A 13,537-nucleotide genomic window follows, 5' to 3' on the forward strand; every position below is an offset into this window, starting at 1 on the left:
GTCGCCCATCGTGGCAGCTTTGCCCAAGTGTGGCGCTACTTCCCATGTGCCGGACGGCTCGCGTAATGCACCGCCGCGCGCTGTTGTCGCGCCACGTACCGCCAATCTATAGGCAGGCGGTGCGGGTAGCGGCACATAGGTGGGATCGAACAGGCCCGCAACGCTTTGCCCCTCCCGCACGTGAATGCCCCACGAAGTGCGCAGCGTTTCGGTAATTCGGTCACCGTTGCTCAACCGGCTGCCGACCAGCGCGAACGGCTTGCCTCCGCTATGGTTGTCTCCCGCGCCGTCGATAATCGCGGCCTCGCTACCGTCGTCGTAGGTCACTACATCGCCGACGCAGGCGACTTCCAATCCGGCCAATGTCAGGCCGCCGGTTGCGGTGGTGACACGTCCACCGCGTTCCGTGAGCGCGCCAACGGTGGCGAAAAGATGGGTCGGTGCTTTGAGTTCGTTTTTCATCCGGCTTCCCTGTCTCAGTAAATGGAATGGCTGCCTAGAGACGCTATTCCAGATAAGAAACGTCGATCAATCGGACGAATATGATTCAGAGCTGGTAACTTCTATTACTTGTTCCGTTCTGCCTGTTGCATTGACCGCGCGTGCGCGAATGCGCTAGCTCAATCGCGGATACTCAGTCCCTGCGCACGCGCAGCAGGAACTTCTGCAGCTTGCCCGTCGGCGTGCGCGGCAGCGCCTGCGCGAACGTGAATTCGCGCGGGATCTTGTACGCGGCCAGCCGCTCGCCGCAGAACGCGCGCAGTGCATCCGCGTCGGGCACGCTGCCCGCGCGCAGCACCACGTGCGCGACGACCGTCTCGCCCCAGTCGGGATGCGGGACGCCGACGACGGCCGCCTCGGCGATGTCCGGGTGCGCGCCGAGCACGTCCTCCACTTCCTTCGAATAGACGTTCTCGCCGCCCGTCACGATCATGTCCTTCAGCCGGTCGACGATGAACAGGTAGCCATCCTGATCGATCCGTACGATGTCGCCGGTGCGATACCAGCCGTCCGGCGCGAACGCGGCGCGCGTCGCGGCCGCATCGTCGAGATAGCCGAGCATCATGCTGTCGGTCTTCAGCCAGATCTCGCCGGTCTCGCCCGGCTGCGCGTCGAGGCCGTCCATCCGCACGACGCGCAGATCGACGCCCGGGCCGCCGGTGCGGCCGATCGACCCGGCCTTCGCGATCTGCTCGTCCGGATACAGCGTCGTGCCGGCCGGCCCTGCTTCGGTCATGCCGTACACCTGGAAGAACGCGTTGCTGCGATACGCACGCGTGAGACGTTCGGCCTGCGCGGGGCCGATCGGGCCGCCGCCGTACAGCCACGCGCGCACGCTCGACAGGTCGAACGCCGCGAACCCGTCGATCGTGTCGAGCGGCAGCAGGTACGACACCGGCGCGCCGAAATACAGCGTCACGCGCTCGCGCTCGATGGCCTGCAGGAAGCGCAGCGGATGGTATTCGCGCAGCAGCACGACGGTGCCGCCCGCGTACAGCGTGCCGCCGAACCAGTTGTTGAGCGGCGACGAATGCCAGATCGGCATCGCCATCAGCGTGCGCTCGTGGCGGCCGATGCCGGTCGCGAGCGCCGCCTGCATCGCCGCGAGCGTCACGGTGCGGTGGCTGTGCACGCAGCCTTTCGGGTGGCCGGTCGTGCCGGACGTATAGAGGATCTGCGCGATGTCGCCCTCGGCCGGCTCGATGCCCGCGAGGCCGTCCATCGTCGCGCACAGCGTGTCGAAGCACGGCACGCCGTCGAGTTCGCCTTCGGTCACGAGCCGCCGCGCGGGATGCACGAGGCGTTCGACCACCGGCGCGAGCGCCACGTCGAACAGCAGCGCCTTGCTGCGGCTGTGTTCGAGCACGTAGTCGACTTCCGGCGCCTGCAGCTTGTGGTTGACCGGCACGAACGTCGCACCGAGCCGCCACGCGCCGAACATCAGGTCGACGAAGGCCGGCGTGTTGAAGCACATCGCGGCGACACGGTCGCCGGCCGCGACGCCGAGCGCGCTCAGCACGGCTGCCGCGCGGTGCGAGCGCTCGCGCGCGGCGGCATAGGTGATCGTCGCGGATTCGCTGACGAGGAACGGCTGGTCGGGCGTCGCACGGGCGGCGCGGTCGAGGGCGGCGACGAGGTTCATCGGGACTCCGGGCGGGCGAACGAAGGCGAACTGGGCCTTACCGAGCTATCCAAAGGGCATCAGGCCGGGTACGCGCGCTGCAGCAGCGCGGCGACGTCGATCGCGTGCGGATCGAAGCCGCCTGCGATGCGGCCCCAGTCGGGCGCGGCGAGCCGCGTCACGACGAATGCGTCGGCAACGGCCGCCGGCGCATCGCGGCGCAGCAGGCACGCCTGCGCGAGCACCGCGAGCCGCTGCGCGAACACGCGGCCCGACGCCTCGAGCGTGTCGGCCGGCGCCGCGAGCATCGCGCGCAGCGCATCGAGCGCCATGCGGATGCGCGGTTCGCCCGCACCGAGATCGGCGAGTTCGTCGAACAGCGCAGCGACCGCGTCGGGCTCGCGCGATATCGCGCGCAGCACGTCGAGGCACATCACGTTGCCCGAGCCTTCCCAGATCGAGTTGACGGGCGCCTCGCGGAACAGCCGCGCGATCGGGCCGTCGTCGACGTAGCCGTTGCCGCCGAACACTTCCATCACCTCGCCGGTCAGCTCGACCGCGCGCTTGCACACCCAGAATTTCGCGGCGGGCGTGACGATGCGCTTCCATGCGCGTTCGCGCGGCGAGTCGTCGCGCTCGAACGCGTCGGCGAGACGCATCGACAACGACAGCGCGGCTTCGCTCTCGAGCGCGAGATCGGCGAGCACGGTGCGCATCAGCGGCTGCTCGGCGAGCGCGCGGCCGAACGCATGGCGCCGGCGCGTGTACGCGATCGCCTGCACGACGCCCTGGCGCAGCATCGCCGCGCTGCCGAGCACGCAGTTCAGCCGCGTGGTGGTGGCCATCTCGATGATGGTCGGGATGCCGCGGCCTTCGTCGCCGAGCATGATGCCCCACGCGTCGTTCAGCTCGATCTCGCTGCTCGAGTTGCTGCGGTTGCCGACCTTGTCCTTCAGCCGCTGGATCTCGATCGCGTTCTTCGTGCCGTCCGGCCGCCAGCGCGGCACGTAGAAGCACGACGGGCTGCCGGCTTCGGTGCGCGCGACGACGAGGTGCGCGTCGCACATCGGCGCCGAGAAAAACCACTTGTGGCCGCGCAGCCGGTATTCGCCGCCGCGGCCGCCCGCGCCGACGGCGGTCGCGAGCGTCGTGTTCGCGCGCACGTCGGAGCCGCCCTGTTTCTCGGTCACGCCCATGCCGAACCAGATCGAGCGCTTGTCGGCGACCGGCACGTCGCGCGGATCGTAGTCGTTGCTGTAGAGCTTGTCGCGCAGCAAGTCCCACAGCACGGGCTCCTTCTGCAGCACGGGAATCGCGGCCTGCGTCATCGTCGCCGGGCACAGCGTGCCGGCCTCGATCTGGCCATGCAGGTAGAAGCCGGCCGCGGTCGCGGCCCAGCGGCCGCGGCGCGTGTCGCGGAACGCGAGCGACACGAAGCCTTCGTGGCGGTACTGGCCGAGCAGCGTGTGCCACGCCGGGTGGAAGTCGACGCGGTCGATGCGCCGGCCGCGCCGGTCGAAGGTGTGCAGTTCCGGCGTGTGGCGGTTCGCTTCGTCGGCGAGCCGTGCGGTGTCGGCGCTACCGAGCCGCGCGCCGTAGGCGTCGAGCTGCGGCACGGCCCAGTCGGCGCCCGCGCGGGTGAGCGCATCGCGCAGCGCGATGTCCGTCGCGAAGAGGTTATAGTCGACCAGTTCGTCGAACTGGTTCGTGACGGCGTGAGTCGATTCGGTCATCGAGGTGTCTCCGGTCTCATGCTGCGCGGGCGGCCGGCGTCATGCCGCACGGATGACGCTTCGGCGCCGGCTCCGGCCCCCGGTAAAACGCATGCCCTGCTGATTTCCAGAGTAGCAAATATGCCGCCGCGACATGTTCAGGTTCCGGCGCCGCCCGGCCAGCCGGCGGCGCAACCCGCGCCCGCCTTGCGCCGCCGGCCGCGCCAGTCGCGCGCGCAGGCGAGTTCCGACGCGCTGCAGCAGGCGTTCGTTCAGCTTTTGCTCGAACGCGGCTACGCGAAGGCGACGATCCGCGAGATCGCGGCGGTCGCGGGCGTGAGCATCGGCACCTTCTACGAATACTTCGGCGACAAGCAGAGCCTCGCGGCGCTCTGTATCCACCGGCACGTACAGGCGATGGCCGACCGGCTGCGCGACGCCATCGCGCGACTGCATGGCGCGCCGCGGGCCGAACTGGCCGCCGCGCTCGTCGACCTGCAGGTCGACGCGATCGGCGCCGACGCGGCGCTGTGGGGCGCGCTCTTCGCGCTGGAACGGCAGGTGTCGCCGCTCACCGCCTACCGTCGGCATTACGACGCGTACGTCGCGCTGTGGCGTGACGCGCTCGCGCATGCGGCCGATCCGCCGCCGGCCGCGCGGCTCGACGGGCTCGCGCGGATGGCGCACACGATCTGCTACGGCGGGCTTTCGCAGGCGTTGCTGACGCTCGGGTCCGCGTTCGACATCGCCGCGCTGCGCGACGAACTGCGGGCCGTGCTGCTCGCCTACCTGGCGGCGGCCGGCCGGTAGCATCCCTGGGGCCTGCTCACACTGATAACAGCCTAGGGGAAATGCCTGATTCGCATGTCGCCCCGACAGGCTAGCCTTGCCGCTGCGTACCCCTCCCCACGAGCCATGAGAAAAATGCATGGCTGCCATGACGAACTTTCGATTGTCCACCGATATTGGCTCGGGCTAAATCGTGCGACAGATGCAGGCCGTGCGTGTCGCGCGCGGCCGCCCGAAGGACATCAGAAGGAGGAGTCATGCGAAGCGCGACCGCGCCCCGTTCGAAACTACCCGACGTCGGGACGACGATCTTCACGGTGATCGGCCAACTGGCTGCCCGTCACGATGCGTTGAACCTGTCGCAGGGGGCGCCGAATTTCGCGCCCGATCCGGCGCTGGTCGAAGGCGTCGCGCGCGCGATGCGCGACGGGCACAACCAGTACGCGCCGATGGCCGGCGTCATGGCGCTGCGCGAGCGGCTCGCCGAAAAGATCGAGGCGCTGTACGGCCCACACTACGATCCGGCTACCGAGATCACGGTGATCGCGAGCGCGAGCGAAGGGCTCTACGCGGCGATCAGCGCGCTCGTGCATCGGGGCGACGAGGTGATCTACTTCGAGCCGTCGTTCGACAGCTATGCGCCGATCGTGCGGCTGCAGGGCGCGACGCCGGTGGCGATCAAGCTGTCGCCCGAGCATTTCCGCGTGAACTGGGACGAAGTCGCCGCGGCGATCAACCCGCGCACGCGGATGATCATCGTCAACACGCCGCACAACCCGACCGCGACGGTGTTTTCGGCCGACGATCTCGAACGGCTCGCGCAGCTCACGCGCGATACCGGCATCGTGATCCTGTCCGACGAGGTCTACGAGCACGTCGTGTTCGACGGCGCGCAGCACCAGAGCATGGCGCGCCATCGCGAGCTGGCCGAGCGCAGTGTGATCGTGTCGTCGTTCGGCAAGTCGTTCCACGTGACGGGCTGGCGGGTCGGCTATTGCCTCGCGCCGGCCGAGCTGATGGACGAGATCCGCAAGGTGCACCAGTTCATGGTGTTCGCGGCCGACACGCCGATGCAGGTCGCGTTCGCGGAAATCCTCGCGCGGCCGGACAGCTATCTCGGCCTGTCGGCGTTCTACCAGGCCAAGCGCGACCTGCTCGCGCGCGAGCTGGCCGATTCGCGTTTCGAGCTGCTGCCGAGCGAAGGCTCGTTCTTCATGCTCGCGCGCTTCCGGCACTTCTCGGACGAAAGTGACAGCGATTTCGTGCTGCGCCTGATCCGCGACGCGCGCGTCGCGACGATTCCGCTGTCGGCGTTCTATACCGACGGCACCGACGCCGGCGTGATCCGGCTCAGTTTCTCGAAGGACGACGCGACGCTGATCGAAGGCGCGCGGCGGCTGCGTTCGCTGTAAGGCCCGTACGTCAACCGGCGACGGGAGCGTCGCACCGACCAGACACAGGAGATCACGATGAAGCACACGGCCACCCTGAAACTCGCGTTCGCACTCGCGTGCGCCATCGGCTCGGGCGCGGCGCTCGCCGAGGCGCAGACGCTGCGCTTCGGCCTCGAGGCGCAATATCCGCCGTTTGAATCGAAAGCGCCGAACGGCGACCTGCAGGGCTTCGACATCGACGTCGGCAATGCCGTCTGCCAGACGGCGAAGCTGTCGTGCAAATGGGTCGAGACGTCGTTCGACGGCCTGATTCCCGCGCTGCAGGGCCGCAAGTTCGACGCGATCAACTCGGCGATGAACGCGACCGAGCAGCGGCGCCAGGCGATCGACTTCACGACGATCATCTATCGCGTGCCGACCCAGCTGATCGCACGCACCGGCAGCGGCCTGCTGCCGACGCCGGAATCGCTCAAGGGCAAGCGCGTCGGCGTGCTGCAGGCATCGATCCAGGAAACCTTCGCGAAGGCGCACTGGGAGCCGGCGGGCGTCGCGGTCGTCGCGTACCAGGACCAGAACCAGGCGTACGCGGACCTCGTGGCCGGCCGTCTCGACGCGACGCTCGTGCTCGCACCGTCCGGCCAGCGCGGCTTCCTGTCGCGTCCGGACGGCAAGGGCTTCTCGTTCGTCGGCCAGCCCGTGCGCGACGACAAGATTCTCGGCAATGGCATCGCATTCGGGCTGCGTAAAGGCGACAGCGCGCTGAAGGCGAAGCTCGACGCGGCGATCGACAAGCTGAAGGCGGACGGCACGGTGAAGTCGCTCGGCCTGAAGTATTTCGGCGATATCGACATCTCGGCGAAGTAAGCGGAGCCGCGCGCGATGCAGAACGGGAACACGGCCGCCGCGGGTGGCGAACAGGGCCGCGGATCGTTGTCGGGTGACGCGGTCGAGGCCGTGCTCGTCGCCGAACTGGGCGATGCGCTCGTGACGCGCGCGGTGGATATCGATCCGCGTTACTTCACCGCGTACAACGAGCCGGCCGGCGTGCGGCCGCGTGCGCTGGTGCGACCGCGCAGTGTCGACGACGTGTCGCGCACGCTCGCGCTGTGTGCGCGGCTCGGCCAGCCGGTCGTGCCGCAGGGCGGTTTGACGGGACTCGCGCGCGGCGCGGTCGCGCTCGGCGGCGAGGTGGTGCTGTCGATGGAGCGCTTCGCGGGCATCGAGGCGCTCGACGCGGCGGCCGGCACGATGACGGTACGCGCCGGAACGCCGCTGCAGACGGTGCAGGAAGCCGCGGAAGCGGCGGGTTTCACGTTCGGCGTCGATCTCGGCGCACGCGGCTCATGCCAGATCGGCGGCATGCTCGCGACCAATGCGGGCGGCACGCGCGCGATCCGCTACGGGATGATGCGCGAGCAGGTGCTCGGGCTCGAGGCGGTGCTCGCGGACGGCACGGTCGTGTCGTCGATGAACCGGATGCTGAAGAACAATGCGGGCTACGACCTCAAGCAGCTGTTCATCGGCAGCGAAGGGACGCTCGGCGTCGTCACGCGTGCGGTGCTGCGGCTGCATCCGCTGCTGGCCGCGCCGGCCACGGCGCTCTGCCGCGTGCGCGACTACGACGCGGTGGTCGCGCTGTGGAACCGCGTGCGCATGTTGCCGGAGGTCGTCAGTTTCGAGGCGATGTGGCCGGCGTTCTACGACTACGTCGCGCGTCATACGCCGGGCATTTCGGCGCCGTTCGTCGGCGACGATGGCTTCGCGATCCTGATCGAATGCGCGACGAGCGCGCCGGGCAGCGATGCGCACCAGGCGCTGGAAACCGGTCTCGCGGCGGGGTTCGACGCAGGGCTCGTGGAGGATGCGGTGCTCGCGACGTCGGAGCGGCAGGCGCGCGACTTGTGGACGCTGCGCGAAGGCCTCGCGATCGACGCGCTGCCGCAGCTCGTCAACTTCGACGTGAGCCTGCCGACGGGCGAACTCGGCGCATTCGCCGAGCGCTGCAACGCGGCATTGCGGGCGCGCTGGCCGGACGTCACGTGCCTGTTCTTCGGCCATGTCGGCGACGGCAACGTGCATATCGGCGTGTCGCTGGCCGGGATGACCGACACGGATCTCGATGCGCTCGATCACTGCGTGTACGCGGTGGTGCGCGACATGGGCGGCTCGGTGTCGGCCGAGCACGGGATCGGCGTGCTCAAGCGCCCCTATCTCGCGCATACGCGCAGCGATGCGGAAATCGGATTGATGCGACGCCTGAAGGCCGCGCTGGATCCGCTCGGCATCCTGAACCCCGGCAAGGTGCTTTGATCGGGGTGACGCACGTTGCCGGCGGGAGCCGGCGTGCGTGACGCGTCAGCCGTCCACCCAGCGCAGCGCACCGATCTTCAGGTGCTCGACGACGCTGCGCGCCCAGTCGAGTTCGGCATTGAGCAGGACGAGCGCATGCTCGTTCTGCAGCAGGAACAGGCGCGGCACCTGGTCGGCCTGCGCGGTGGCGCGCAGCGTTTCGAGGCGTTCGCGCTCCGCGTCGAGCCGCGTGATTCGAAGCTCGAGCTGGTGGCGGGCATCTTCGGCGTCGAGCAGCGGCAGGAATGCCAGGCCGGCGCCGAATGCCGGAAATTCACGCGCGGGTTCCGCGAGCAGCGCATGCAGCCACGCCTGCCCGGCCGTGTGGCCGGCCTCGGTCAGCGCATACAGCGTGCGCTCCGGAAACGCGCCGTCGCGCTCGGTGTCGTGCACGGCGATCAGCCCGTCGCGCAGCAGCCGGTCGATCGTCTGGTAGAGGCTGGTGCGCTGGCGCACGTTGACGACTTCGTCATACCCGCGCGCCTTCAGTTGCTGCAGCATCCCGTAGGGATGCATCGGTGTTTCGGTGAGCGTCGCGAGGACGGCCAGCGCGAGCGGGGACGGGCGACTGGTGGACATGAATAGTGATTAAATACCTAGTAAGAATATAACTATTCTTAACTAGACTATCATATTTCACAAGGGTTTCAGCCGAGGTGCGAGCGCTTCGCGGCCGGGGCGACGGTTTCCATCGTCGCGAGACCGTGCACGATGCCGCAATCTTCGACCGAATGCTCGCCGACGCACTGGCGGCGCAATTCGGTGAGCTGGTCGCGTAGATGTGTAAGTTCCGCGAGGCGCGCATCGACGTGTCCGATGTGCTCGTCGAGCAGCGAATTGATCGAGTCGCAGGGGTCGGCCGGCGTGTCGGTGAGCTGCAGCAGCGCACGGATTTCGTCGTGGGCCATGTCGAGCGCGCGGCAGTTGCGGATGAAGCGCAGCCGCTCGACGTGCACGTCGGTGTAGTTGCGGTAGTTCGAGTCGGTACGCTCCGCATCCGGCATCAGACCCTCTTTCTCGTAGAAACGGATCGTCTCGGGTGTGCAGCGGGCCGCTTTGGCCAGTTCGCCGATCTTCATGACCTTTCTCCCGTGTAAGGGTTGACCTTGTAGTGGCTTCAGGGTGTTAACTCTACACCGTTGCCATTGAGGAGGTTGTCATGACCGACGCCCAGCGTACCCACGACCCACGACACCGTCATGCCGGCGGCGCCGCTCCGTGCTGCGCCGACGCGCACGATACGGATACGGCCACCGTCGCCGACGCGGCGCCGGTGGCCGGCGAGCACGCGCACGGCGAGGTCGCCGCAGCGCGCGGCGCGCAGTCGCGGGCCCACAGCCACGACCACGATCATCAACATGATCACGCACATGCCGGTGGTGAAGAGGGTCACGCCCACGGCGCCGGTTGCAGCCACGGCAGCGGCAAGGAACACGACCACGATCATGGTCATGACCATGCGCACGAGCATGGCGACGGCCATGTCCATGGCGCCGCCTGTGCACACGGCAGCGCCGCACACGACCATGCCGACCACGACCACGACCACGACCACGACCACGACCACGACCACGACCACGCGGCCGGCGACTGCTGCGCGCCTGCCGCGCTGACGCTCGCGCCGCTGCCGGTCGCGCAGGCGACCGCGTCGGGCCACGTGCGCTCCGCATTCCGGATCATGCAGATGGACTGCCCGACCGAGGAAACGCTGATCCGCAAGAAGCTCGGCGGGATGAGCGAAGTGTCGGCGCTCGAATTCAACCTGATGCAGCGGATGCTGACGGTCGAGCACGTGCCGGACGCCCAGCCGGCGATCGAAAGCGCGATCCGCTCGCTCGGGATGACGCCCGAGGCGGCAGCGCCCGGCGCACCGGCCGCGCGCGTCGCCGACGCGCCCCCGAAGCCGTGGTGGCCGCTGGCGCTCGCCGGTGTCGCCGCGATCGCGTCCGAAGGCGCGACCTGGGCCGGCCTGCCCGTGTGGCTCGCGGCGGCGCTTGCGCTCGCTGCGGTGCTCGCATGCGGGCTCACCACGTACAAGAAGGGCTGGATCGCGATCCGCAACGGCAACCTGAACATCAACGCGCTGATGAGCATCGCGGTGACGGGCGCGATGGCAATCGGCCAGTGGCCGGAAGCGGCGATGGTGATGGTGCTGTTCACGATCGCCGAGCTGATCGAAGCGAAGTCGCTCGACCGCGCACGCAACGCGATCCAGGGCCTGATGCAGCTCGCGCCGGACACCGCGACCGTGCAGGACGCCGACGGGTCGTGGCGCACGATCGAGGCCGCGCAGGTGGCGCTCGGCGCGGTCGTGCGCGTGAAGCCGGGCGAGCGGATCGGGCTGGACGGCGAAGTCGTCGCGGGCCGCTCGACGGTGAACCAGGCGCCGATCACCGGCGAGAGCCTGCCCGTCGAAAAGACGACCGGCGACGCCGTGTACGCGGGCACGATCAACGAATCGGGTTCGTTCGACTATCGCGTGACGGCCGTCGCGGCCAACTCGACGCTCGCGCGGATCATCCACGCGGTTGAAGAAGCCCAGGGCGCGAAGGCGCCGACGCAACGCTTCGTCGACCAGTTCGCACGTGTCTACACGCCGATTGTGTTCGCGGTCGCGCTGCTGGTCGCGGTGGCGCCGCCGCTCGTGATGGGCGGTGCGTGGCACGACTGGATCTACCGCGCGCTGGTGCTGCTCGTGATCGCGTGCCCGTGCGCGCTGGTGATCTCGACGCCGGTGACGATCGTGTCGGGGCTCGCGGCAGCCGCACGACGCGGGATTCTCGTGAAGGGCGGCGTGTACCTGGAAGAAGGGCGCAAGCTCGCGTGGCTCGCGCTCGACAAGACCGGCACGATCACGCACGGCAAGCCGGTGCAGACCGACTTCGACCTGCACGCGACCGACGCCGACGAGGCACGCGTGCGGCACCTCGGCGCGAGCCTCGCGGCGCGCTCCGATCACCCGGTGTCGCAGGCGATCGCAGCCGCAGCGCGCGACGCGGGCACGACGGTATTCGCCGATGTGCAGGACTTCGAAGCGATCGTCGGGCGCGGCGTGCGCGGCGCGATCGACGGCACGCGCTACTGGCTCGGCAACCACCGGCTCGTCGAGGAACTCGAGCGCTGCTCGACGGCCCTCGAAGCGAAGCTCGATGCGCTCGAGCGGCAGGGCAAGAGCGTCGTGGTGCTGGTCGACGAAGCGCGCGTGCTCGGCATCTTCGCGGTGGCCGACACGATCAAGGACACGAGCCGTGAAGCGATCGCGGATCTGCATGCGCTCGGCATCCGCACCGCGATGCTGACCGGCGACAACCCGCATACCGCGCAGGCGATCGCGCAGCAGGCCGGCATCGACGACGCACGCGGCAACCAGTTGCCGGAAGACAAGCTCGCGGCGGTCGAGGAGCTGTCGGCCGGCGGCGCGGGCGCGGTCGGGATGGTCGGCGACGGGATCAACGACGCACCGGCGCTCGCGCGCGCCGACATCGGCTTCGCGATGGGCGCGATGGGCACCGACACGGCGATCGAGACGGCCGACGTCGCGCTGATGGACGACGACCTGCGCAAGATTCCCGCGTTCGTGCGGCTGTCGCGTGCGACGCATCGCGTCCTGGTGCAGAACATCGGCTTCGCGCTCGGCGTGAAGATCGTGTTCCTCGGCCTCACGGTCGCGGGGCTCGGCACGATGTGGATGGCGGTCTTCGCCGACGCGGGCGCCAGCCTGATCGTCGTGGCCAACGGTTTGCGGCTGCTGTCGTCCTCGGGGGCGTTCGGCGGCGGGCAGGCCAAGCGTTGAGGAGCGGGCGATGAGCTTTCTGAAACGAATCCTGGGCGGCCACGGCGGTGGCCATGGCGGCGGGCACGGCAACAGCGGCGACGGTGGCGGGCATCACGGCGGGCAGCGCCGGGACGGGCACGACGGCCACGATGCGCGCGGCCGCGATCGCCACGGCTGGGGCTGGCAGGCGCCGGCCGACAGTCGAAGCGGGCAGGCCGGCGGCAACGTGCCGCTGACCCAGCTGGCCTGCGCGGGCTGCGGCGCACTCAACGCGGCGGATGCGCGCTTCTGCGCGCAGTGCGGTGCCGCGCAACGCGGCAAGTCCTGCAGCCGGTGCCACTCGGCGCTCGCGGACGACGCGCGGTTCTGCCCCGGGTGCGGGACGCAGGCTGCGTAAGCCGGTCGGTCCGCGCATTCGCGCCGGCGGCGTGTGAACGCCAGCCGGCGCGCTTCGTTTCAGGGCCGCCGCGCACGCCTTCCGATCAGCGCAGCGGCAGGTAGATCTCGGTGCGCAGGTCGGCCGGCGCGGCATCCATCGGCGTATTGAGGTACAGCTCGAACGGCGGCGCGTCGGCGGCTTCACGGCCCGAGTGGCGCAGCCAGTCGCCGTAGAGCCACTGGTAGGCCGTTTTCAGGTCCGCATACGGCCCCGTATGCAGCAGCACCGCATATTCGCCGCCTGCGACCGTCGCACGCTCCACCGGCGGCGCGGGTTCGATGTCCGGCGCGCCGTCGGCCGGCATGAAGCACGCTTTCGCGCGCAACTGCGCTTCGGGCGTCGTGTCCGGATCGTCGTAAAAAATCCCGATCATCTTCGCGCCCGGGCCGATCAGCCCGCGCGGACCGGCCCACGCACCGATCCGGGCGAACGCGTCGCCGACCTTCAAGTACGACCCGGTGTGCGCCACCGCATAGCCGTGTAATTCCGGCAGCCGCCGGATCTCGACTTCATGCTTGAACATGTCTTCCTCTCCTCGCTGTAACGGATAGATGGGCCGGTGGCTGCCCGTGCGACGGTGCTGCACGGGCGGCACGCCGTAGGCGTCGCGAAACGCCCGCGCGAACGCGTGCGTCGAACCGTAGCCCGCGCGCCGCGCGATTTCGTCGATCGGCCGCGCCGTGCACACGAGATCCTCGGATGCGCGCACGATCCGCATCCGCCGCACCGTCAGCACGATCGACTCGCCGTACAGCGCGCGATAGACACGCTGCCAGTGATACGGCGACAGGCACGCAACTTCGGCGAGCCGGTTCAGGTCGAGCGGGCCGTCGAGGTGTGCGCGGATGTACTCGTGCACGCGCGCCACGCTCGCCGCATAGCGAAGCCAGGCGGGCGGGTCGGGTTTCGTTTCGATGGTCATCGGCGTGTCAGGGCAGGAACCGACGTCACGGTAGC

General features: G+C 69.1%; 12 protein-coding genes. 6 read left to right on the top strand and 6 right to left on the bottom strand.

The window, feature by feature from the left end:
• The 3 genes from LGM89_RS35770 to LGM89_RS35780 all read right to left on the bottom strand — a co-directional run.
• Positions 1-462 (bottom strand): PAAR domain-containing protein (locus LGM89_RS35770; RefSeq protein WP_226275627.1); only part of this gene is annotated, 462 nt, incomplete at its 3' end.
• Positions 463-634: 172 nt separating this feature from the next.
• Positions 635-2,143: a class I adenylate-forming enzyme family protein gene (locus tag LGM89_RS35775; protein ID WP_226275629.1), complete on the bottom strand. Its 1,509-nt coding sequence runs from the start codon at positions 2,141-2,143 to the stop codon at positions 635-637.
• Positions 2,144-2,202: 59 nt separating this feature from the next.
• The gene (locus LGM89_RS35780; RefSeq protein WP_226275631.1) at positions 2,203-3,855 is read right to left on the bottom strand and encodes an acyl-CoA dehydrogenase family protein; all 1,653 of its coding nucleotides are present in this window, start codon (positions 3,853-3,855) and stop codon (positions 2,203-2,205) included.
• A gap of 120 nt (positions 3,856-3,975) precedes the next feature.
• Here LGM89_RS35780 and LGM89_RS35785 point away from each other — a divergent pair, with 120 nt between their 5' ends.
• The 4 genes from LGM89_RS35785 to LGM89_RS35800 all read left to right on the top strand — a co-directional run bounded on the left by LGM89_RS35785 (position 3,976) and on the right by LGM89_RS35800 (position 8,327).
• Entirely contained in the window at positions 3,976-4,644 is a 669-nt protein-coding gene (locus tag LGM89_RS35785; protein ID WP_226275633.1) for a TetR/AcrR family transcriptional regulator, read from the top strand.
• Positions 4,645-4,880: 236 nt separating this feature from the next.
• Positions 4,881-6,035 carry a pyridoxal phosphate-dependent aminotransferase gene (locus LGM89_RS35790; protein ID WP_226275636.1) on the top strand — a complete coding sequence of 385 codons (1,155 nt, stop codon included), beginning with the start codon at positions 4,881-4,883 and terminating at the stop codon, positions 6,033-6,035.
• A 57-nt stretch (positions 6,036-6,092) separates the two neighbouring features.
• Positions 6,093-6,881, top strand: coding sequence for an ABC transporter substrate-binding protein (locus LGM89_RS35795; protein WP_226275638.1), 789 nt, complete (start codon positions 6,093-6,095; stop codon positions 6,879-6,881).
• Positions 6,882-6,896: 15 nt separating this feature from the next.
• Positions 6,897-8,327, top strand: coding sequence for an FAD-binding oxidoreductase (locus tag LGM89_RS35800; RefSeq protein ID WP_226275640.1), 1,431 nt, complete (start codon positions 6,897-6,899; stop codon positions 8,325-8,327).
• 45 nt (positions 8,328-8,372) lie between these two features.
• On the opposite strand, the gene LGM89_RS35805 is transcribed toward LGM89_RS35800, so the two are convergent.
• Both LGM89_RS35805 and cadR read right to left on the bottom strand, forming a co-directional pair.
• A complete protein-coding gene (locus tag LGM89_RS35805; protein ID WP_089424169.1) occupies positions 8,373-8,945 on the bottom strand; it encodes a PadR family transcriptional regulator in 573 nt (190 codons plus the stop codon).
• A gap of 68 nt (positions 8,946-9,013) precedes the next feature.
• Positions 9,014-9,445 (bottom strand): Cd(II)/Pb(II)-responsive transcriptional regulator, encoded by a 432-nt coding sequence (gene cadR / locus LGM89_RS35810; RefSeq protein WP_011350541.1) that lies wholly within the window; start codon positions 9,443-9,445, stop codon positions 9,014-9,016.
• A gap of 80 nt (positions 9,446-9,525) precedes the next feature.
• On the opposite strand from cadR, the gene LGM89_RS35820 reads away from it, so the two are divergent.
• Together LGM89_RS35820 and LGM89_RS35825 are read left to right on the top strand one after the other, a co-directional pair.
• Positions 9,526-12,159 carry a heavy metal translocating P-type ATPase gene (locus LGM89_RS35820; protein WP_319001532.1) on the top strand — a complete coding sequence of 878 codons (2,634 nt, stop codon included), beginning with the start codon at positions 9,526-9,528 and terminating at the stop codon, positions 12,157-12,159.
• A 10-nt stretch (positions 12,160-12,169) separates the two neighbouring features.
• Positions 12,170-12,538 carry a zinc ribbon domain-containing protein gene (locus LGM89_RS35825; protein ID WP_226275646.1) on the top strand — a complete coding sequence of 123 codons (369 nt, stop codon included), beginning with the start codon at positions 12,170-12,172 and terminating at the stop codon, positions 12,536-12,538.
• Between the two features lie 85 nt (positions 12,539-12,623).
• Here the strand turns inward: LGM89_RS35825 and LGM89_RS35830 are convergent, their stop codons facing one another.
• A complete protein-coding gene (locus tag LGM89_RS35830) occupies positions 12,624-13,502 on the bottom strand; it encodes an AraC family transcriptional regulator (RefSeq protein WP_089471892.1) in 879 nt (292 codons plus the stop codon).
• Positions 13,503-13,537 lie beyond the last annotated feature (35 nt).

The sequence above is a fragment of the Burkholderia sp. AU31624 genome (genome assembly GCF_020420065.1).
Classification (GTDB): Bacteria; Pseudomonadota; Gammaproteobacteria; order Burkholderiales; family Burkholderiaceae; genus Burkholderia.

What these genes read in the sequence shown, in the direction of transcription:
- cadR (WP_011350541.1), bottom strand. Translation starts at nt 9,445, where the DNA reads ATGAAGATCGGCGAACTGGCCAAAGCGGCCCGCTGCACACCCGAGACG.
- LGM89_RS35820 (WP_319001532.1), top strand. Translation starts at nt 9,526, where the DNA reads ATGACCGACGCCCAGCGTACCCACGACCCACGACACCGTCATGCCGGC.
- LGM89_RS35830 (WP_089471892.1), bottom strand. Translation starts at nt 13,502, where the DNA reads ATGACCATCGAAACGAAACCCGACCCGCCCGCCTGGCTTCGCTATGCG.
- LGM89_RS35780 (WP_226275631.1), bottom strand. Translation starts at nt 3,855, where the DNA reads ATGACCGAATCGACTCACGCCGTCACGAACCAGTTCGACGAACTGGTC.
- LGM89_RS35800 (WP_226275640.1), top strand. Translation starts at nt 6,897, where the DNA reads ATGCAGAACGGGAACACGGCCGCCGCGGGTGGCGAACAGGGCCGCGGA.
- LGM89_RS35825 (WP_226275646.1), top strand. Translation starts at nt 12,170, where the DNA reads ATGAGCTTTCTGAAACGAATCCTGGGCGGCCACGGCGGTGGCCATGGC.
- LGM89_RS35795 (WP_226275638.1), top strand. Translation starts at nt 6,093, where the DNA reads ATGAAGCACACGGCCACCCTGAAACTCGCGTTCGCACTCGCGTGCGCC.
- LGM89_RS35790 (WP_226275636.1), top strand. Translation starts at nt 4,881, where the DNA reads ATGCGAAGCGCGACCGCGCCCCGTTCGAAACTACCCGACGTCGGGACG.
- LGM89_RS35805 (WP_089424169.1), bottom strand. Translation starts at nt 8,945, where the DNA reads ATGTCCACCAGTCGCCCGTCCCCGCTCGCGCTGGCCGTCCTCGCGACG.
- LGM89_RS35775 (WP_226275629.1), bottom strand. Translation starts at nt 2,143, where the DNA reads ATGAACCTCGTCGCCGCCCTCGACCGCGCCGCCCGTGCGACGCCCGAC.
- LGM89_RS35785 (WP_226275633.1), top strand. Translation starts at nt 3,976, where the DNA reads ATGCCGCCGCGACATGTTCAGGTTCCGGCGCCGCCCGGCCAGCCGGCG.